Consider the following 19,514-nt stretch of genomic DNA (forward strand, 5'->3'; position numbering starts at 1 on the left):
CCACCGGCGCACCCCGCTCCACCACAGCACCTGACACGAAAGGACGGGGCAACCGCATGGCCGGTCTCCTCTACCGTCTCGGACGGTTCTCCGCACGACGCCACTGGCTGGTGATCATCGCCTGGATCGTCATCATGGGCATCGCGGGGCTCACCTACAGCCTGTTCGCGGGCACGATCTCCTCGTCGATCACGATCCCGAACACGAAGACGAGCCAGGTGCAGGACGAGCTGGCGGACAAGTTCCCGTCGGCGAACGGCGGCAACGGCACGCTCGTCTTCGAGACGACGGACGGCAAGGCCTTCACGGCGACCCAGAAGGCCGACGTCAAGGACTTCCTCGACGGGATCGCCGACCTCGACGGCGTCAAGGAGGTCCGCGACGGCTTCACCACGCAGGACCAGCTCGACGCGCAGCGGCAGAAGATCGTCGACGGCCGCCAGCAGATCGCGGACGGCCAGGCGCAGATCGACCAGCAGAAGACGCAGCTGGAGTCCGGCAAGCAGCAGATCGCCTCGGCCCAGGCGCAGCTCGACCAGCAGAAGGCACAGGCACAGGCCCAGGCCGCCGGAGCTGCCGCCGCGACCAGCGCGGCCGCTCAGGCCGGGCAGCAGCAGCTCGCGCAGGCCCAGGCGCAGATCGACGCGCAGCAGCAGCAGGTCACCTCGGGCCAGCAGCAGCTCGAGCAGGCACAGCAGGAGCTCGACGACCAGCAGCGGCAGCTCGAGCAGGGGTCCGACCTGCTCGACCTGTCGAAGGACATCCGCTTCGTGTCCTCGAACGGCGCGGCGTCGATCGGCACCGTGCAGTTCACGAAGTCGACCTTCGAGGTGCCGCAGGAGACCAAGCAGGAGATCTCCGACCGCGCCGAGAGCGCGAAGATCGACGGCGTCGACGTGTACGTCTCGAACGACATCGCCCAGGGCGTCCCGTCGATCCTCGGCCCCGGTGAGATCGTCGGCGTCATCATCGCCGCGCTCGTGCTCTTCCTGATGCTCCGCACGGTCATCGGCGCCGCGATCCCGCTGCTGTCCGCCGTGCTCGGCGTCGGCGTCGCGACCCTCGCCTCGCTGTCGTTCTCGAGCCTGGTCGAGTTCATCTCGGTCACGCCGGTGCTGGGGGTGATGCTCGGCCTGGCGGTCGGCATCGACTACTCGCTCTTCATCCTCAACCGACACCGGACCCAGCTGAAGGCGGGCATGGGCGTGCACGAGTCGATCGGGCTCGCGAACGGCACGTCCGGCAACGCCGTGGTCTTCGCGGGCACGACGGTCATCGTGGCCCTGCTCGCGCTGAACATCACCGGGATCCCGTTCCTCGGCCTGATGGGGACGGTCGGCGCCGTCGCGGTGCTGTTCGCGATCCTCATCGCGACGTCGTTCACCCCGGCGCTGCTGTCCCTGCTCGGGATGCGCATCCTGCGGAAGAAGGAGCGGCAGCAGATCGGGCACACCGGCTCCGTCCGGGTGCCGAACAAGCCGATGTCGACCTGGCGCGCCGTGATCACGCTCGTCGCCGGTGTCGCGGTGCTCGGCACGATCGCCCTGCCCGCCACGCAGATGCGCCTCGGTCTGCCGACCGGTGCGTCCGAGGCGACCGACTCGTCGCAGTACAAGGCCTACAAGGCGCTCGAGGACGAGTTCGGTGCCGGCCAGAACGGTCCGCTGCTCGTCGTGGCCGACCTGCCGAAGGCGATCGCGAAGGACGACGTCACCGCGACCGAGGTCACCATCGGGCAGGCGCTCGCGAAGAACGACGACGTCGAGGCCGTGCTGCCGATCGGCGCCTCGTCCGACCGCGACATCATCGCGTTCCAGGTCAAGCCCGCGGGCGGCCCGGACAGCGTCTCGACCGAGACCCTGGTCAAGGACCTGCGCGAGCAGACGGTGCAGACCGACGACGGCCGGGTGACACTCGGGGTCGCCGGCAACGCGAGCGCGAACATCGACGTGTCGGAGAAGCTCGCGAACGTGCTGCCGCTCTACCTCGTCGTGGTCGTCGGCCTGTCGCTGATCATCCTCATCATCGTGTTCCGGTCGTTCCTCGTGCCGATCACCGCGACGGCCGGGTTCATCCTGTCCGTGCTCGCGTCCTTCGGTGGCCTGACCGCGATCTACCAGTTCGGCTGGCTCGGCTCCGTGTTCGGTGTGCACGACCCGGCGCCGATCCTGAGCTTCCTGCCCATCATCGAGATCGGCATCCTGTTCGGGCTCGCGATGGACTACCAGCTCTTCCTGGTCTCGGGCATGCGCGAGGCGTACGCCCACGGTGCCTCGGCGAAGGTGGCGGTCCAGCGCGGGCTGCACGCCGGACGCGCGGTGGTGACGGCAGCGGCGATCATCATGATCTCGGTGTTCGCGGGCTTCATCTTCTCGGAGTCCTCGACCATCAAGCCGATCGGCTTCGGCCTGGCGTTCGGTGTCCTCGTCGACGCCTTCGTCGTCCGGATGCTGCTCATCCCGGCGGTCATGCACCTGCTCGGCACGAGCGCGTGGTGGATCCCGAAGTGGCTCGACCGCATCCTGCCGGACGTCGACGTCGAGGGCGCCAAGCTCGAGCGGTCGCACCCCGGCGACGACCGCGGCCACCGCGCCGAGCCCGCCGTGGCCGGTGCCGGTGCGGGTACCGGTGCGCACCGCGGGTCGCACGCCGCGGACTTGGAGCCGGACGCCAAATCGCACGACGCGCACACGCCGACGCACCGCGCCTAGGCGACGGCCGCCGGCGCGCGCACCGCGCGTCGGCGACAGTCCCGCAGCACCGCCTGGAGGCCCGGTGCCGGTCCACGAGACCGGCACCGGGCCTCCAGGCGGTTCCAGGCATCCCTGCCGGACCCGGGCGCCCCTGGCGGAAGCGGGCGTACCTGGCGAGATCGGGCGTACCGGGTCGTCCTGTCCGACCAGGTACGCCCGGTTCCACTTGCCATCGCGCGTGCCATGGGAAGGAACGGGCACAGGACCACGGCACCGGGCCTCCAGACCGTTCGTGGACGAAGTACCGTGGACGCATGACTGCGACCGACGTCGACCCCCTGGCCCTCGACCGGCAGCTCTGCTTCGCCCTGGCCGCGACGAGCCGCAGCGTCATCGGGCTGTACCGCGACCTGCTCGACCCGATGGGCCTGACGCACCCGCAGTACCTCGTCATGCTCGCACTGTGGGAGCACGACCCGCGGTCGGTGCGCGAGATCGCCGCGGAACTCCGCCTCGACTCCGCCACGCTGAGCCCACTGCTGAAGCGGCTCGAGGCCTCCGGCTACGTCCGACGCCAGCGCAGCACGGCCGACGAACGCCAGCTCGAGGTGTCGCTCACGACCGCCGGGCGAGCGCTCCGCGACCGGGCACGTGCGGTCCCCGTCGCGGTGGCTGATCGGCTGGGCTGGCCACTCGAGCGGCTCGAACGGCTCAAGGACGACCTGACGGAACTGCTCGGTCGCGTCGACGCCCTCGACTGAGCGCCCCCTTCGTGGCAGAATGATTCGTGCACGAACGAAAGGACGGACCGTGGGTCGCTTCGGCAGCTGGTACGACCGCTGGAACCGCACGCTCATCGAGAAGATGGGCCCGTCGCAGATCGGCGCCGGACACGTCGAAGGCGCGGACGACCGCACCGTCGACCGCCCCTGCCCGATCTGCCGGCAGCCGCTCTCGCAGCACACGGTGATCCGCCCCGAGGGTCAGGTCCGCTCGAGCACCCTGGTGTGCCCCGGACGCTGAGCATCCGCCGCGGGATCGGAATTGCCCGGCGCAACACGTGGTTCAACGGACTCGTGAAGCTCTTCGAAGCCGCCGACCTCGGCGCACTCCACCTCCGCAACCGCATCGTCATGGCCCCCCTCACCCGGACGCGCGCCGGTGAGCAGGGCATCCCCAACGACCTCCTCGTCGAGCACTACGCGCAGCGCGCCGGCCTCGGCATGATCATCACCGAGGGCACCTGGCCCGTGCAGGAGGGCCGCTCCTACCCCGGGCAGCCCGGCATCGAGACCGACGAGCAGGTCGCGGGCTGGCGCCGCGTCACCGACGCCGTGCACGAGCGCGGCGGCACGATCGTCATGCAGCTGATGCACGGCGGCCGCGTCTCGCACACCGACATCTCGCAGACCCCGCGCATCGTCGGCCCCTCGGCGATCGCCGCGCCGGGGCAGACGCACCTCGCCGACGGCTCGAAGGCCGACATGCCCGTGCCGCACGAGCTCACCACCGACGAGGTCCGTGAAGCCGTCCAGGGCTTCGTCCGCGCCGCCCGCAACGCGATCGCGGCCGGGCTCGACGGCGTCGAGGTGCACGGCGCGAACGGGTACCTCGTGCACGAGTTCCTCTCCCCCGTGTCGAACACCCGCACCGACGAGTACGGCGGCTCGCCCGAGAACCGCGCGCGCTTCGCCGTCGAGGTCACCACGGCGATCGCCGAGGCCGTCGGCGCGGACCGCGTGGGCATCCGTCTCTCGCCGCAGCACAACATCCAGGGCGTGCTCGAGGAGGACGACGCCGACGTCCGTGCGACCTACACCGCCGTGGCCGAGGGCCTCGCGCCGCTCGGGCTGGCCTTCGTGGACGTCCTGCACGCCGAGCCGGCCAGCGAGCTCGTGCAGCACGTGCGGCGCACCGCAGGCGCTCCGTTCATCGCCAACTCGGGCTTCTCGTCGATGACCTCCCGCGACGAGGCGATCACGCTGCTCGACGGCGACCTCGCCGACGCCGTCGCAGTGGGCCGGGCCGCGATCGCGAACCCCGACCTCGCCGAGCGCTGGGAGCAGGACGCGGAGCTCAACGAGCCGCGCCCGGAGCTCTTCTACGGCGCGAGCGCCGAGGGCTACACCGACTACCCGACGCTCGACCAGGTCCGCGAGCCCGTCGCGTAGTCGACGTCACCTGTCACGGACGGGAGGCGCGGTGCCGGCCGGCACCGCGCCTCCCGTCCGTCCGGTGCTCACGACCTACGGCCGCGTGACGGGTGCCGACCCGCGCGTGGCGTGCCGATCCGCGCGTGGCGTGCCGATCCGCGCGAAGGAGACACGGCGGAACGGCCTTCGACGCGCGGATCGGCTTCCTACTCCACGCGCGGTGGGTCGGAACGATCGGGACGGTCGCGGTCGACGCCGTCCCAGAGGTCCGCGCAGTCGACACCGACGACGCCGGCACGCCGGAGCCAGGCGCCGGCGACGCGGTCCGTCGGGTCGGACGTGACCGCCTCGACGAGCGCAGCGCGGTGGGCGGGACCGACCAGCACCGGGTGGCCGGGACGGCCACCGAAGACCGCGCGGCACAGCACGTCCGGGCCGTCCGCCCTCGCGAGGACCCGCCGGACGACCGCGACCGGCAGCGTCGGGAGGTCGACGAGCGAGATGCACGCCACGGTCTCCCCGTCGAGCGCCCGGAGCCCGGCGGCGAGCGAGGCACCGGGCCCGGTGGCCCAGTCCGGGGCGACGACGGTCCGCACACCCACGTGGTCCGGCACGGAGTCCTGGGCGGTCCCGGCGGCGGCGCCGAGGACCACCACGACCTCGCTACACCCGCCGTCGAGCAGTGCCCGGGTGCCCAGTTCGACCCACGGGGTGTCGTCCGCCGTGCGCACCAGCGCCTTCGGCATCCCCATCCGCCGCCCCGCACCTGCGGCCAGCAGGACCCCGGTCACCGGCAGCCGCACGTGCGGGCTCGCGATCAGACGAACGCCGGCACCGACGCCCACGCTGCCGGGGCCTCGGCGACTCCGTCGCGGACGGCCGTGCCGGAGATCAGGCCGTAGGGGCGGTCCGCGGCGAAGAACACCTCGCCCGGGTTCTCGAGGCCGAACGGGGACAGGTCGACCAGGAAGTGGTGCTTGTTCGGCATCGAGAAGCGGACCTCGGCGATCTCGGGGAACGTCTCGATCGCCGCACGGCCCATCGCGAACAGGGTCTGCTGCAGGGCGAGCGAGTGCAGGTCCGCGAAGGTCGCGAGCATCCGGTCGAGCACCCCGGTGTACACCGCGTCGTAGTCGATCCCGGCGGCGACCGCCTCCGGCGTGTAGCGCCAGCGCGCGGTGACCGACGTCGCAAGGATCCGGTCGTCGGTCTCCACCAGCGTCGTGTAGCCGTCGCGGGGGAAGCCGTGGAACTCGCTGCCGGTGCTCTTCAGGACGGTCAGGTCGGTCACGCCCGCGAGCACGTGCACGTCGTCACCGTCGACCTGCACCACCGCGGTCCGGGTCCCCCGACCGGAGCGGACGAAGGAGTGGTCGTGCTCCCGGCCGTCGACCGCGATGCGCTCCCACGCGTGCTGCTCGGCGGACAGCGTCGACCCGTCGTACCAGTCGAACGCGGTCGCGAAGTGCCGGCCGAGGCGGAGCAGGAACTCCTCGGGCGTGCCCACCCCGTGCTCCTTCGCGAACGCGTAGACGGTGTTCTTCTGCGTGTCCGTCGCGACGACCTTGGCGTTGTCGCCCTCGGTGTACGACTCGGCGAGCGCCGCCCCGCGCAGCTGGGTCGTGACCGTCAGGTCCTCGATCTCGTGGCGGTCGGTGTCGCGGGTGACGCGCACGAGCCGGACCTCGGCCTTGCCGTACTGGTTCGCACCGAGGCGGACGGAGGTGGTCACGGGGGCGGTGGTGTCCTGCACGGTGGGCGCTGCGGTGGTGTCCATGCGGCGACGATGACACCCGAGTGTTTCGGCGGTGGGTCGAACACGTCACGAGCTGCGTCCACGCACCGCGTCCGGTCGTGACGCGGGCGTCGCTCCCCCGTAACGACGCGGAAACACCGGTTCCCTAGCGTTGCGGCCACGAACCGATCCGACCGAGGAGGCACCGTGGCGCGCAGCACCGCAGCCGAGTCGTCCTCGGCGTGGAACCGCGGGATGATCGCGCACGGCCGACGGCCGGGCGACACCGTCGTCACCCGCCCCGCCACCCCGATCGGACCCCTGCATGGACCTCGTCACCGTCCGCACCCTGCGGACACCGTCGCACCGCGACGACCTCGCGCTCGCCCCCGGTGAGCAGCCCCTCGCGGGCGGCACCTGGCTGTACTCCGAGGAGCAGCCCGGCACGACCGGTCTCGTCGACCTGACGGGCCTCGGCTGGCCGGACGCCGAGCGCACCCCCGACGGACTGCGCCTCGGCGCGACGTGCACGATCGCGGCGCTGCTGCGGCTCGACCCCGAGCCAGGATGGCGTGCCTGGCCGCTCGTCGACCGGTGCGCGAACGCCCTGCTCGCGTCGTTCAAGGTGTGGAACGCGGCGACCGTGGGCGGGAACGTGGTGACCGCGCTGCCCGCGGGGGCGGTCACGGCGCTGCTGGTGACCCTCGACGCGACCGCGGTCGTCTGGACGCCGGACGGCGGGGAGCGTCGCCTGCCCGTCGCCGACCTCGTCACCGGGGTCCGCACCACGGCCCTCACCGCCGGCGAGGTGGTCCGGGCGTTCGACCTGCCCGCGTCGGCGCTCGCGAGCACCACCGGGTTCCGCCGGGTGTCGCTCAGCCCGCACGGGCGCACCGGGACGCTCGTCACCGCACGACGGGACGCCGACGGCTTCGTGCTCGTGGTCACCGGTGGGACCCCTCGGCCGCTCGTGCTGCGGTGGGACGCGGTGCCGACGGCGGCCGAGGTCGACACGGTGCTCGCTGCTCACGACGACTGGTACGACGACCCGCACGGCTCCCCGGCCTGGCGCCGCTCGGTGTCCCGCCGCTTCGCCGGCGAACTCGTCGCCGAGGCCGGCGGGCCGGGTGCCGGGACCGGCGAACTCGTCGCCGAGGCCGGCGGGCCGGGTGCCGAGGCCGGCGGGCCGGGCTCCGCTGCTCCGGACGGGGGCGCACGATGAAGGTCACGGTCGACGGGACACACCTCGAGACGGACCCGCAGCCGGGCCAGGTCCTGCGCACGCTGCTCCGGGAGCACGGGGTCACCAGCGTCAAGAAGGGCTGCGACGCCGGGGACTGCGGCGCGTGCTCGGTCCTGCTCGACGGCACGCCGGTGCACTCCTGCATCACGCCGGCACACCGGGTGGCGGGACGCACGGTGACGACGGCCGCGGGACTCGGCACTCCCGACGACCCGCACCCCGTGCAGCGAACCTTCGCCGAGGCCCCCGGGTTCCAGTGCGGCTTCTGCACGGCCGGGTACGTCGTCACCGCGTCCGCGCTCGACGACGACCGGCTTGCCGACCGGCACCGTTCGCTCAAGGGCAACCTCTGCCGGTGCACGGGGTACCGGGCGATCGAGGACGCCCTGGACGGTGTGCGCAACACCGCGTGCGCGAGCGCCGGTGGGGCCGTCGGCACCTCGGTCGCGGCCCCCGCGGCGATGCGCATCGTCACCGGCAGCGAGGAGTACACGCTCGACGTCCGCCGGACCGAGGGACTCCTGCACCTCGCGGTCCTCGGCAGCCCGCACCCGCACGCCCGCGTCGTGGCGATCGACCCGAGCGCGGCCGAGGCGCTGCCCGGCGTGCACCTCGTGCTCACCCACCACGACGACCCCGGCGTGCTGTTCTCGACCGGTCGCCACGACTCCCGGCTCGACGACCCCGACGACACCCGGGTGTTCGACCGCGTCCTGCGGTTCCGCGGCCAGCGCGTCGCCGCCGTCGTCGCCGACAGCGTCCGGGTGGCCGAGCAGGCGTGTGCGCTGCTGCGGGTCGAGTACGAGGTGCTCCCGAGCGTGCACGACGTCGACGCCGCGCGCGACCCGGGCGCTCCCCTGCTGCACGGCGACAAGACGACCGCGGAGCACCGCATCGCCGAGCCCGACCGCAACGTGGTCGCGGCCCTGCACGGCGAGACCGGCGACGTCGAGGCCGCGCTGGCATCAGCCGCGGCGACGGTCGAGGGCACCTGGACCACGGGTCGCGTCTCCCACGCGGCGCTCGAGACGCACGCCACCCGCGGTTCGCTGGACCGGGACGGGAGGCTCGTGCTGCGGACCGCCACGCAGGTCCCGTTCCTGGTCCGCGACGAGATCGCGCACGTCTTCGGTCTCGACCCCTCGCGTGTGCGGGTGGTCGCCGGACGCGTCGGCGGGGGCTTCGGCGGCAAGCAGGAGATGCTCACCGAGGACCTCGTCACCCTCGCCGTGCTGCGCACCGGTCGGAGCGTGCAGTACGAGTTCAGCCGACGGGACGAGTTCACGATCGCGCCGACGCGGCACCCGATGCGCGTGCGGGTGCGGCTCGGGGCGGACGCCTCGGGTCGCCTGACCGCGATGCACGTCGACCAGGTGATGGACACCGGCGCGTACGGGAACCACGGCGTCGGCGTCATGTTCCACTCGGTCAGCGAGTCGGTCGCCGTGTACCGCTGCCCGTCGAAGCGGGTCGACGCCGAGTCGGTCTACACGAACAACCTGCCGTCGGGGGCGTTCCGCGGGTACGGCCTCGGTCAGGTGGTGTTCGCGATCGAGTCCGCGATGGACGAGCTCGCCCGCCGTCTCGACCTCGACCCGTTCGAGCTCCGGCGCCGGAACGTCGTCGTGCCCGGCGACCCCCTCGTCGTGACCGACCCCGACGAGCAGGACGACCTGCGGTGGGAGGGCAGCTACGGCCTCGACCAGTGCCTCGACCTGGTGGAGGACGCCCTGCGCACCCCGCTACCCGAGGTCCCCGCGATGGACGGCCCCGTGCTCGACGACTCCAGCGACTGGGCCCACGGGACCGGGATCGCGCTGGCGGCCATCGCGACGATGCCGCCGCGCGGGCACCACGCACACGCGACCGTCGAGGCCACGGCGGACGGGCGGTACCGCATCGGCGTCGGCACGGCCGAGTTCGGCAACGGCACGACGACCGTGCACACCCAGCTCGTCGCGACCGCGCTCGGCACGACGCCGGACCGGGTCGACGTGCACCAGTCCGACACCGACGCCGCGCGGTACGACACCGGGGCGTTCGGCTCCGCCGGGGTGGTCGTCGCGGGCAAGGCCCTGTTCGCCGCGGCGGAGGACCTCCGGGACCAGCTGACCGCCCGGGCGCTCCGGATCGTGGCGCACCGCACGCCCCGGAGCGCCGTCGGCCCGCTCGGTCCGGCGGTCGAGGTCCTGCCGGACGGCGTCCGCGTCGGCGACGAGGTCGTCCCCCACGCCGAGCTGCTCGCCGAGGGGCCGCTCGTCGCCCACGGCAGCCACGACGGCACCCCGCGGTCGCTCGCGTTCACGGTGCACGGGGCCCGGGTCGCGGTGCACCGGCCGACCGGCGAGGTCCGGGTGCTCCACAGCGTGCAGGCCGTCGACGCCGGCACGGTCCTCAACCCCGAGCAGCTGCGCGGGCAGGTCGAGGGCGGCGCCGCGCAGGCGATCGGGTCGACGCTGTACGAGGAGGTCGTGCTCGACGACACCGGCCGCGTGACCACCGACACCTTCCGGTCGTACCGGGTGCCGAAGATCTCCGACGTGCCCCGCACCGAGGTCCGCTTCGCCGTCACGCACGACCCGCTCGGGCCGCTCGGCGCGAAGTCGATGAGCGAGGCCCCGTACAACCCCGTCGCGCCCGCCGTGGCGAACGCCGTCCGGGACGCGATCGGCGTCCGACCGTACCGGCTGCCGATGACCCGCGACCGCGTCTGGGCGCTGCTGCAGGGCGCCGCGACCGACGCCGGAGGTGCGTGATGTTCGAACTGGCACCGCGCCTCCTGGCCGTCCTCGACACGGGCGCACCGGTCGTCGTCGCGACGGCGGTCTCGATGACGGGCAGCGCGCCGAGCGGGGTCGGGACCTCGATGGCCGTGCTGCCGGGCGGACAGGTCGTCGGCACGATCTCGGGCGGCTGCGTCGAGGGCTCGCTGTTCCTCACCGCCGAGCGGGTGGCCGAGACGGGCGAGCCGGTGCTCGAGCGGTTCGGCTTCGACGACGACCCGGACGATCCCGACGCCGTGTGGGCGCCGGCGCTCCGGTGCGGCGGTCGCGTCGAGGTGCTCGTCCACCGGGTGACGGTCGACGACCTCCCGCTCGTGGGTGCCCTCCGTGACGCTGCGGCCGGCCTGCCGACGTCGCTCGCCCTGTCGCTGGAGCCGGGGACGCTGGGCGCCGTCGTCACCGCTCCGGACGGCTGTCGCGACCGGGTCTTCGTCGAGCGCGGCGACCACCGTCCCCGCTGCATCGTCGTCGGTGCCGTCGAGACCGCCGTCGCGGTGACGAACGCCGCCGCCGTGCTCGGCTACGCGGTGACCGTGGTCGACCCCCGCCCGGTGTTCCTCACCGACGAGCGCTTCCCCGCTGCCGACCAGCGGATCGTGGGCTGGCCGACGAGGGTGCTCGAGCGCCTGCAGGTGGACGGGACGACCGCGGTGGTGGTGCTCGCGCACGACGACCGGTTCGACGCCGAGGTGATCGACCAGGCGCTCCGCCGCGGTGCCGGGTACGTCGGCGCGATGGGCTCCCGGTCGACCCACGAGCGACGCACGGAGGTCCTCCGCGCGATGGGCACGCCGGACCTCGACCGGCTCCGCTCCCCGATCGGGCTCGACATCGGTGCGCGGACCCCGGCCGAGGTGGCGCTGTCGATCGTGGCCGAGGTCGTCGCCGTGCGGACGGGCTCCTCGGCAGGCGCACTGACCGACGGGTCGGGCCCGATCCACCGCGTCCCCGCGCGGGTCTCCTGACGCGAGGCACCGAGGGCATCGAGCGCGTCGTGTGTGTGCGCGTGCGCGCGTCGAACCACGCTCGCGACACGGAACCAGGGGCGGCGCCTGGTTCGACGTCGCATCAGGGGTCCGACGCGACCGGCCCGCTCGGCGGCACGACGCCGGCCGCCGGCGCGTCCTCGCGCTCAGGCGGCGGACGGCGTCCGGGCGAGCCGTTCGGTGAGCCGGGCGGCGATCTCGCGCTCGTCCCCGGTGACGAGTCGGAAGTCGCGGACGACCACGCGCCCACCGACCACCACGTGCCGCGGTCGTCGTCCCGGGGACGCCCAGAGGAGTCCCGCGACCGGGTCCGCGACGCCGGCGTCGGCCACGCCCGAGACGTCCCACACGCACAGGTCGCCTGCTGTCCCCTCGCCGAGGTGCCCGAGCTCCGGCCGGCCGAGACCCGCCGCCGACCCTTCCGTCATCATGCCGAGCACCTGGTGCGCGGGCAGCTGCGGCCCGACGAGCGCGGACACCTGCATCGCCAGCCGCCCGTCCGCGAGCAGGTGCCCGGCGTCGTTGCTGCCCCCGCCGCTCGTGCCGAGGCCGACCGGGATCCCGGCCGCCGCGAGCCGACCGACCGGGGCGATCCCCCACCCCATCGGCACGTCGCAGCCCGGCGCGTGCGTCGCCGTCACCCCTGCGGCTGCCAGTCGTGCGATCTCGTCGTCGGTGACGTCGCACAGGTGCGCGATGGTGACGTCGGGCGCGAGCCACCCCCACTCCTCGAGCAGGTCGAGCGGTCGTCGGCCGTACCGCTCGAACGCGATGGCGGTGTCGACCTGCTCGTTCGCCTGGGTGCGACGACGGAGCCCGTGCCGCGCGGCGACCTCGCCGAGTGCCCTGAAGGTTGCCTCGCCGTCGGAGTGCACGCCGGCCGGCCCCACGGCGAGCTGGAGTCCGCCGTCCGGGTCGACCCCGCCCACCGCCCGTTCGTGCAGCAGTCCGGTGGCGATCGCGTCCGCCGACGCCGCGGCACGCTCCGGGTCGTCCCGCGCCGACCCACGCACGAACACGAGCCGTCCACCGATTCCCCGCACGGCGTCGACGGTCGCCGCGGCGAGCGCCACGGTGTCGTCCGTCGTGGCGTCCGCGGGCCAGTTCAGGTGGTGGTCGGCGACGGTCGTGACGCCGGACAGGAGGCCCTCCGCCGCTCCGGCAGCCGCCGCCAGCCCGTAGAGCTCGGGATCGTGCCCCACCCGGCCGTACGCCGCCGCCATCGTCGGCAGCCAGTCGGCCATCGGCACGCCGCGGGTGCCGGGGAGGGTGCGGAAGGCGGTCTGCAGCAGGTGGTGGTGCGCGTTGACGAGGCCCGGCGTCACGACGCAGCCGGACGCGTCGAGCGTGGTGGCGAGGTCGCAGCCGTCGTCGAGGACGACGTCGCCCTCGCGTTCGGTGCGGGGGTCGAGGAGGACACGGCGGGCACCGGTGACGGTCAGCATGCGACGGATTCTGGCAGCCGCCTGTTTCCGGTGCGTGACGAGCGCGCGCACGGTCTCACGGACCGCGCCCGTTCCGGTCGGCCGCACCGCACGCTCGGGGAAACCCCGCGGTGACGCCCGCGAAACACGGGCACCCTAGGTTCGCCCCATGACGCAGACCCTGATCCGCGCCGGCTGGGTGCTCACCGCCGCACCGGACGACTCCTCGACGCCCGCGGCGATCCGCGACGGCGCCGTCCTGCTCGACGGGGAGCGCATCGCCGCCGTCGGCACCTTCGCCGAGCTGTCCGCCGCACACCCCGACGCTCCGGTCCGCGGGGGTGCGTACGACGTCGTCACGCCGGGCTTCGTGAACACGCACGGCCACTTCAGCGAGGGGCTCGTCACGGGCATCGGCTCGCAGTACACGCTGTGGGAGTGGCTCACCGCGTTGATCGGCCGCGTCAACCCGGTGATGACCCGCGAGAAGGCCTACGCCGGCACGGTGCTGCAGGGCATCCAGCTGCTGCGGAGCGGCGTCACGACCGCGAACGACATGTTCTGCGCGGACCCGATGCCCGACGAACCGGCCACACCCGGTGTCGTCCAGGCGCTCGAGGACCTCGGACTGCGCGGTGTCGTGTCCTTCGGGTCCGGCGACGTCGACCGTGACTTCGGCGCGACGCCGATCCTCGAGGAGTTCGAGGCGCTCCGCGAGGCCGCCGACGCCAGCCGCTACAGCACGTTCCGGGTCGGCGTCTCGTCGATCGGCCGCTACACCGACGACACCTGGCAGGAGCACGTCGACTACGCGGTCGCGGGCGGCCACGGGGTGCACGTGCACTTCCACGAGGTGCGTGAGGAGGTCACGGCCGCGCGGCAGCGCACCGGGCGGACGGCGATCGGCCACGCCGAGGCGACGGGCATGTTCCAGGTCCCGGTGATCGCCGCGCACAGCGTCTGGGTCGATCGCGAGGACCGGGAGCGCTACGCCGCGAACGGCGTCGGGGTCGCCCACAACCCGGTCGCGAACGGCATCCTGGCCAGCGGCATCGCGCCGGTCGCCGAGCTCCGGGCGCTCGGTGTCCCGGTCGGCATCGGCGTCGACGGACCGGCGTCGAACGACTCGCAGGACTTCCTGCAGGCGATGAAGACCGCGGCCCTGCTCGCCCGTGTCCGTGACCTGCAGGCCACCGCGATGAGCGCCCGCGAGGCGTTCGAGATGGGCACGCTCGGCGGCGCCCGTGCCCTGCGGATGGAGCGGGAGATCGGGTCGCTCGAGCCGGGCAAGCGCGCCGACCTGGTGGTCTTCGACGGCGACTCCCCGACGCTGGCGAACGTGCACGACCCGTACCAGGCGGTCGTCTTCGTCGCGGGCAGCCGGGAGGTCCGCGACGTCTGGGTCGACGGCGAGCGCAGCGTCGCGGACGGCGACGTCACGAAGGTCGACGTCCGCGAAGCGGTGGACCGCGCCCGCCCGCTCGCCCGGCAGCTGGTCGCCGAGGCGGGGCTGGAGCACCTGTCGGCGCTCACCGGAGGTGCGCTCGACGACACCGAGCGCCCCTAGCGGCGCCCACGGTCCGGGTCGGGGACGGACCGGACGGGAGGCGGTGCGCACGTCGTGCGCACCGCCTCCCGTCCGGTCACAGCACCGGTCGACGGCCCGTCACAGTTCCAGCACCAGGCGCGGGCAGCCGCGCCGGGCGCGCGAGACGCACACCATCATCGTGCGGTCGTCGGCCTGTTCCTCGGGGCTGAGCACGGTGTCCCGGTGCTCCACCGCTCCCTCGAGGACGGGTGTCTCGCAGGTGCCGCACGTGCCCTCGCGGCAGGAGGACAGGACGAACGCGCCGGCTTCCTCGGCGACCTCGAGCAGCGTCCGGTCGGCCGGCACGGTCACGGTGACGCCGGTGACGGCGAGCTCGACCTCGAACGGTTCCCCGGGGGCGTCGACGTCGGCGGCCGGTTCGAACCGCTCGACCCGGACGCTCCCAGCGGGCCAGTGCGCAGCGGCCGCCTCGACCTCGTCCATGAGTCCGCGCGGACCGCAGCAGTACACGACGGCGTCCCGCGGTTCGGCGAGGAGCCCGATCACGTGCAACCGCGGGTGCTCGTCCGCTGCGGCGACGGCGACCCGGTCGGGGTGCGCCGCGACGAGCTCGTCGACGAAGGCCATCCGGCTCCGGCTGCGACCGGCGTAGTGGAGCTCCCAGGGCGTGCCGACGCGCTCAGCGGCGTCGATCATCGCCACGAGGGGCGTGATCCCGATGCCGCCGGCGACGAACACCGCGGGCCTGGTCGGGTCGAAGCCGAAGTGGTTCCGCGGTCCGGCGACCACGACCTCGGCCCCCACGGTGAGCGCCTCGTGCACGGCGACCGATCCCCCGCGGCCGTCCGGCTCCCGGAGCACCGCGATGCGCCAGTGCCCCTCGGGCGTGGTCGCGACGAGCGAGTACTGGCGCTCCGTGCCCGGCACCACCTCGAGGTCGACGTGCGCCCCCGGCTCCCAGTCGGGCAGCGGTGCACCGTCGGCCGGTGCCAGGTCGAGCGCGACGACGTCGGTCGCGACCTCGCGGCGGGCGGCGACCCGCACGCGGCGACGCTCCGGTGCCGCGGTCACGCGACGGCTCCGGTGCTCGGGGCTGCGCCGGCGCGTGGGGTCTCCTTGACCACGATCATGTGGAACCGGCTGCCGTCGGCGCTGCACCAGCGGTGCCCGGTGCCGCCGCGGTAGTACGCCGAGTCGCCCGGACCGAGCCGCAGGGGCTCCTGCCCGCGGAGGTCCAGCAGGACGTCACCCGCGAGCACGGTGAGGAACTCGTCCTCGCGGTGCTCGAACCAGTCGCCGAGGTCCGTGTTCTCACCGGTCCACTCGAGCGGCTCGAAGGCGTGCGGACCGGCGTGCACGAGGAGTCGGGCCTCGCCGCTCGAGAACGGCCCGCGCGCCCCCTCGCCCGCGCGGATGACCTCAGGGTCCCGCACGTCGTGGTCCGGTCGTTCCGGTGCACCGGCGGCGAGGAGCTCGACCTGGGTGGTCCCGAGCGCGGCGGCGATCTTCTCGAGGGACACCATGCTCGCGCGGGAGTGTCCCCGTTCGACCTGGCTGAGGAACGGGTGCGAGAGCCCGGTCAGCTCGGCGACCTGCACGAGGGTGAGCCGTGCAGCGCGTCTGCGGGCGCGGATGTGCTCCCCGATCCGCTGGGTCTGGTCGTCGACGACGCGGTCGGTCTCGGTGGCGGTACCGGTGCTCACGCGCACTCCTCTCGGCCTGGTGGCGGCACTCCGGTGCGGTCGAGGGCATGTCGGACGGGCCCCGGTCGGAACCGTCGTTCCGGCCGCCCGGTCCGACCGGGACGGGTGTCACACACGGCAACCGCCTCGAAACGAGAGGGAAACACTGCCGCCCTAGCATCGGAGATGTTGATGCGATCAACATTCTCACACACGATCGGGAGGCCCCGGATGGACCCCACAGCACCCCGCCAGGTCGGGCTCCTGCGGTCCGCACTGCTGCCGGACGGGCGCCTGGTCGACGTCGCGATCGGCGGCGAGACCGTGCGCCGGGTCGCCCCCGCCGGCTCCCTCTCCGCGCCTGCCGACGCCGTGCTCGACCTCGACGGACGCCTGCTGCTCACCGCCCCGGCCGAACCGCACGCGCACCTCGACAAGGCGTTGAGCGCCGACGCGATCCGCCCGCCGCTCGGTGACCTCGGTGCCGCGATCGCCTCGTGGTCCGCGCACGCCACCACGATGACCGTCGAGGACGTCGCCGACCGGGCGCGGACCGCCGCCCTGGCACTGCTCGCCGCCGGCACCACGTCCGTCCGCACCCACGTCGACGTGCTGAGCGGCCGCCGCACCGCCGCGGACGCACCCGCCTCCGTCGAGTCGGCCACCCGCGGCGCCCGCGCCCTCGTGCAGGTCCGCGACGAGCTCGCCGGCCTCATGGACATCGAGCTCGTCGCCCTCGCCGGGCCGCTCGCCCCCGACCACCACGTCGAGGCCGTCCTCGACTGCGGCGTCGACCTGGTCGGCGGAGCCCCACACCTCGCCGAGGACCCGCTCGCCGACGTCGACCGACTCCTCGCGATCGCCGAGCGGTACGGGATCGGGGTGGACCTGCACACCGACGAGAGCCTCGACGGACCGGTCACCCTCGACCACTACGCCCGTGCCGTCCTGCGGGTGCCGCACGGCGAGCGCACCGGCCGGCAGTACTCCGCCGGGCACTGCGTCCGGCTCGGCACGCTCGGCCCGGAGCGCCTGGCCGAGGTCGTCGCCGACGTCGCCGCGGCCGATCTCGGCGTCATCGCCCTGCCGATCACCAACCTGTACCTGCAGGGGTGGCAGCACCCGGTGTCGACCCCGCGGGGACTCACCGCGATCCGCGCCCTGACCGAGGCCGGCGTGCGGGTCGCCGCGGGGGCGGACAACGTCCGCGACCCGTTCAACCCGGTCGGGCGGAGCGACGCCCTCGAGACGGCGAGCCTGCTCGTGTCGGCCGGCCACGTCACACCCGACCAGGCGTACGCGATGGTGAGCGACACCGCCAGGAGCGTGATGGGCCTCCCGGCCGCCGGCCCCGTCCCCGGACGGCGGGCCGACCTGCTCGCGATCGCCGCGACGAGCGTCACCGACGCGGTGGCGAACGCTCCGGCCGACCGCATCGTCCTGTCCCGCGGGCGGCTCGTCGCACGCACCGAGGTCCGCACGACCGTCGCCCTCCCGGTGCCCGTCCACGCGACCGCACCCGTCCCCGCCTGACCCCCTCGCCCCACCACCGCGAACCCGTGACCCGAGAACCCGAGGTGCCCGTGACCACCACCGCCCCGCCGCCCGTCACCACGACGGACACGCTGCTCGACTTCCGGAACGTCGAGATGACCTTCCCGAACGGCACCATCGCCCTGCAGGGGGTCGACCTCACCGTCGACCGCGGGCAGTTCGTATCCGTCGTCGGCCCCTCCGGCTGCGGCAAGTCGACCCTGCTGCGCATCGCCTCCGGCCTCGAGTCGGCGTCCGACGGGTCGGCAGACGTCGCCGCCGACCGCATCGGGTACGTGTTCCAGGACGCGACCCTGCTGCCGTGGCGCACCGTGCAGGGCAACGTCGAGCTCCTCGCCGAGCTCGGTCACGTGTCCAAGGCCGAACGGGCGGCGAAGGCTGCGCGGGCGATCGACCTGGTCGGGCTCGGCGGCTTCGAGGCGAACCTGCCGAAGCAGCTGTCCGGCGGCATGCGGATGCGCGTCTCGCTCGCCCGGTCGCTGACGCTCGACCCCGAGCTGTTCCTGTTCGACGAGCCGTTCGGCGCCCTCGACGAGATCACCCGCGAGCGCCTGAACGACGAGCTCCTGCGGCTCTTCGTCGAGCAGCAGTTCGCCGGACTGTTCATCACCCACTCGGTGTCCGAGGCCGTGTACCTGTCCACCGAGGTCGTCGTCATGTCCGGTCGTCCGGGCAGCATCGTCGGCCGGTTCGAGGTGCCGTTCCCGATGCCCCGCGACCCCGACATCCGCTTCACCCCCGAGTTCGCCGAACTGGTCGGCGAGGTCTCGCACGCGCTCCGGGAAGGACACCGCTGATGGTCACCCTGCAGGAGGTCGCCGAGACCCGAGCCGTCCGAGCGGCAGCACGCCGCACCGCACCGCGCGCCCGCCGGAGCGTGTCGTGGTGGCAGCCCGTCGTCGTCCTCGCCGTGCTCGTCGGCATCTGGTACGCCGCGGCCGCCTACTACGACCACGTCCGTGGCCTCGCGTTCCTGGTGCCGTACCCGCACCTCGTGGCGAAGGCGATCGTCGCCCCGACGATGCCCGACGGCTCGCCCTCGACCTTCGGCACCGACCTGTGGTCAGCGCTCGGTCGCACCACCGTCGTGTCCCTCGTCGGCCTCGGCTTCGCGATCGTGATCGGCGTCGTCTGGGCGATGGCGATGGCGCAGGCGAAGTGGCTCGAGCGCTCGCTCTACCCGTACGCGGTGGTGCTGCAGTGCGTGCCGATCCTGGCGCTCGTGCCGCTCATCGGCGCCCTGTTCGGCTACGAGTTCGCCAGCCGGGTCATCGTCACCGTGATGATCGCCCTGTTCCCGATGGTGTCGAACACCCTGTTCGGCCTGCAGTCCGCCGATCGGGCACAGCGCGAGCTCTTCCGGCTGCAGCGGGCCAGCCGCTTCGCCCAGCTCGTCAAGCTGCAGTTCCCCGCGGCGCTGCCGTCGATCTTCGTCGGCCTGCGGACCTCGGCCGGCCTGAGCGTCATCGGCGCGATCGTCGGCGACCAGTTCTTCCAGCGCGGCAACCCCGGGCTCGGCGTCCTCATCCAGGTGACCGCCTCGCGGCTGATGGGACCGGAGCTCTACGCGACGATCATCATCGCCTCGCTGTACGGCGTCGCCGTCTTCCTCGTGTTCGGACTGATCGGCCGCCTGGCGGTCGGTCGCTGGCACGACTTCAGCTGATCCGCATCGCGGCGTTCTCCCCCCCCTGACCGCCGCGATGCGGGTC

General features: G+C 73.4%; 16 protein-coding genes. 11 read left to right on the forward strand and 5 right to left on the reverse strand.

Going from position 1 to position 19,514, the window contains the following annotated elements:
- The first annotated feature begins 56 nt into the window (after positions 1-56).
- From ACIPEQ_RS10600 to ACIPEQ_RS10615, 4 genes are all read left to right on the forward strand, one after another.
- Entirely contained in the window at positions 57-2,711 is a 2,655-nt protein-coding gene (locus tag ACIPEQ_RS10600; protein WP_402715109.1) for an MMPL family transporter, read from the forward strand.
- Positions 2,712-3,007: 296 nt separating this feature from the next.
- Entirely contained in the window at positions 3,008-3,454 is a 447-nt protein-coding gene (locus tag ACIPEQ_RS10605) for a MarR family winged helix-turn-helix transcriptional regulator (RefSeq protein WP_058749737.1), read from the forward strand.
- A gap of 49 nt (positions 3,455-3,503) precedes the next feature.
- Positions 3,504-3,716 (forward strand): hypothetical protein, encoded by a 213-nt coding sequence (locus tag ACIPEQ_RS10610; RefSeq protein WP_174234761.1) that lies wholly within the window; start codon positions 3,504-3,506, stop codon positions 3,714-3,716.
- Positions 3,717-3,769: 53 nt separating this feature from the next.
- Positions 3,770-4,864, forward strand: a complete 1,095-nt coding sequence (locus ACIPEQ_RS10615; protein WP_209823920.1) for an alkene reductase — start codon at positions 3,770-3,772, stop codon at positions 4,862-4,864.
- A 188-nt stretch (positions 4,865-5,052) separates the two neighbouring features.
- Here ACIPEQ_RS10615 and ACIPEQ_RS10620 read toward each other — a convergent pair whose 3' ends face one another.
- Together ACIPEQ_RS10620 and pucL are read right to left on the reverse strand one after the other, a co-directional pair.
- The gene (locus ACIPEQ_RS10620; protein ID WP_402715110.1) at positions 5,053-5,637 is read right to left on the reverse strand and encodes an NTP transferase domain-containing protein; all 585 of its coding nucleotides are present in this window, start codon (positions 5,635-5,637) and stop codon (positions 5,053-5,055) included.
- 26 nt (positions 5,638-5,663) lie between these two features.
- A complete protein-coding gene (pucL, locus tag ACIPEQ_RS10625) occupies positions 5,664-6,623 on the reverse strand; it encodes a factor-independent urate hydroxylase (protein ID WP_402715111.1) in 960 nt (319 codons plus the stop codon).
- Positions 6,624-6,906: 283 nt separating this feature from the next.
- On the opposite strand from pucL, the gene ACIPEQ_RS10630 reads away from it, so the two are divergent.
- Genes ACIPEQ_RS10630 through ACIPEQ_RS10640 form a run of 3 tightly spaced genes read left to right on the forward strand, consistent with a single transcriptional unit; the run spans position 6,907 to position 11,572 of the window.
- Complete coding sequence (locus ACIPEQ_RS10630) at positions 6,907-7,803, forward strand: FAD binding domain-containing protein (RefSeq protein WP_402715112.1); 897 nt, start codon at positions 6,907-6,909, stop codon at positions 7,801-7,803.
- On the forward strand, positions 7,800-10,580 hold the full coding sequence (locus ACIPEQ_RS10635; RefSeq protein ID WP_402715113.1) for a molybdopterin-dependent oxidoreductase: 2,781 nt from the start codon (positions 7,800-7,802) through the stop codon (positions 10,578-10,580). Before ACIPEQ_RS10630 ends, ACIPEQ_RS10635 begins: the two co-directional genes overlap by 4 nt.
- Positions 10,580-11,572: an XdhC family protein gene (locus ACIPEQ_RS10640; protein WP_402715114.1), complete on the forward strand. Its 993-nt coding sequence runs from the start codon at positions 10,580-10,582 to the stop codon at positions 11,570-11,572. Before ACIPEQ_RS10635 ends, ACIPEQ_RS10640 begins: the two co-directional genes overlap by 1 nt.
- A 167-nt stretch (positions 11,573-11,739) precedes the next feature.
- Here the strand turns inward: ACIPEQ_RS10640 and ACIPEQ_RS10645 are convergent, their stop codons facing one another.
- Positions 11,740-13,038: an amidohydrolase family protein gene (locus tag ACIPEQ_RS10645; RefSeq protein WP_402715115.1), complete on the reverse strand. Its 1,299-nt coding sequence runs from the start codon at positions 13,036-13,038 to the stop codon at positions 11,740-11,742.
- A 148-nt stretch (positions 13,039-13,186) separates the two neighbouring features.
- Here ACIPEQ_RS10645 and ACIPEQ_RS10650 point away from each other — a divergent pair, with 148 nt between their 5' ends.
- Positions 13,187-14,584, forward strand: a complete 1,398-nt coding sequence (locus ACIPEQ_RS10650; protein WP_402715116.1) for an amidohydrolase family protein — start codon at positions 13,187-13,189, stop codon at positions 14,582-14,584.
- 99 nt (positions 14,585-14,683) lie between these two features.
- Here the strand turns inward: ACIPEQ_RS10650 and ACIPEQ_RS10655 are convergent, their stop codons facing one another.
- Both ACIPEQ_RS10655 and ACIPEQ_RS10660 read right to left on the reverse strand, forming a co-directional pair.
- Entirely contained in the window at positions 14,684-15,637 is a 954-nt protein-coding gene (locus ACIPEQ_RS10655) for a PDR/VanB family oxidoreductase (protein ID WP_402715117.1), read from the reverse strand.
- Positions 15,634-16,269 (reverse strand): helix-turn-helix domain-containing protein, encoded by a 636-nt coding sequence (locus ACIPEQ_RS10660; protein ID WP_402715118.1) that lies wholly within the window; start codon positions 16,267-16,269, stop codon positions 15,634-15,636. The genes ACIPEQ_RS10655 and ACIPEQ_RS10660 overlap by 4 nt, the downstream gene beginning before the upstream one ends.
- Positions 16,270-16,479: 210 nt before the next feature.
- Here ACIPEQ_RS10660 and ACIPEQ_RS10665 point away from each other — a divergent pair, with 210 nt between their 5' ends.
- The 3 genes from ACIPEQ_RS10665 to ACIPEQ_RS10675 are packed head-to-tail and all read left to right on the forward strand — an operon-like array spanning position 16,480 to position 19,468.
- Positions 16,480-17,781 (forward strand): amidohydrolase family protein, encoded by a 1,302-nt coding sequence (locus tag ACIPEQ_RS10665; RefSeq protein ID WP_402715119.1) that lies wholly within the window; start codon positions 16,480-16,482, stop codon positions 17,779-17,781.
- A 50-nt stretch (positions 17,782-17,831) separates the two neighbouring features.
- Positions 17,832-18,599 (forward strand): ABC transporter ATP-binding protein, encoded by a 768-nt coding sequence (locus ACIPEQ_RS10670; RefSeq protein ID WP_250367875.1) that lies wholly within the window; start codon positions 17,832-17,834, stop codon positions 18,597-18,599.
- Positions 18,599-19,468, forward strand: a complete 870-nt coding sequence (locus ACIPEQ_RS10675; RefSeq protein ID WP_402715120.1) for an ABC transporter permease — start codon at positions 18,599-18,601, stop codon at positions 19,466-19,468. The genes ACIPEQ_RS10670 and ACIPEQ_RS10675 overlap by 1 nt, the downstream gene beginning before the upstream one ends.
- Positions 19,469-19,514 lie beyond the last annotated feature (46 nt).

This window comes from Curtobacterium sp. NPDC087080, from assembly GCF_044745105.1.
GTDB lineage: Bacteria > Actinomycetota > Actinomycetes > Actinomycetales > Microbacteriaceae > Curtobacterium.

What these genes read in the sequence shown, in the direction of transcription:
- ACIPEQ_RS10640 (WP_402715114.1), top strand. Translation starts at nt 10,580, where the DNA reads ATGTTCGAACTGGCACCGCGCCTCCTGGCCGTCCTCGACACGGGCGCA.
- ACIPEQ_RS10630 (WP_402715112.1), top strand. Translation starts at nt 6,907, where the DNA reads ATGGACCTCGTCACCGTCCGCACCCTGCGGACACCGTCGCACCGCGAC.
- ACIPEQ_RS10645 (WP_402715115.1), bottom strand. Translation starts at nt 13,038, where the DNA reads ATGCTGACCGTCACCGGTGCCCGCCGTGTCCTCCTCGACCCCCGCACC.
- ACIPEQ_RS10605 (WP_058749737.1), top strand. Translation starts at nt 3,008, where the DNA reads ATGACTGCGACCGACGTCGACCCCCTGGCCCTCGACCGGCAGCTCTGC.
- ACIPEQ_RS10635 (WP_402715113.1), top strand. Translation starts at nt 7,800, where the DNA reads ATGAAGGTCACGGTCGACGGGACACACCTCGAGACGGACCCGCAGCCG.
- ACIPEQ_RS10665 (WP_402715119.1), top strand. Translation starts at nt 16,480, where the DNA reads ATGGACCCCACAGCACCCCGCCAGGTCGGGCTCCTGCGGTCCGCACTG.
- ACIPEQ_RS10650 (WP_402715116.1), top strand. Translation starts at nt 13,187, where the DNA reads ATGACGCAGACCCTGATCCGCGCCGGCTGGGTGCTCACCGCCGCACCG.
- ACIPEQ_RS10675 (WP_402715120.1), top strand. Translation starts at nt 18,599, where the DNA reads ATGGTCACCCTGCAGGAGGTCGCCGAGACCCGAGCCGTCCGAGCGGCA.
- ACIPEQ_RS10600 (WP_402715109.1), top strand. Translation starts at nt 57, where the DNA reads ATGGCCGGTCTCCTCTACCGTCTCGGACGGTTCTCCGCACGACGCCAC.
- pucL (WP_402715111.1), bottom strand. Translation starts at nt 6,623, where the DNA reads ATGGACACCACCGCAGCGCCCACCGTGCAGGACACCACCGCCCCCGTG.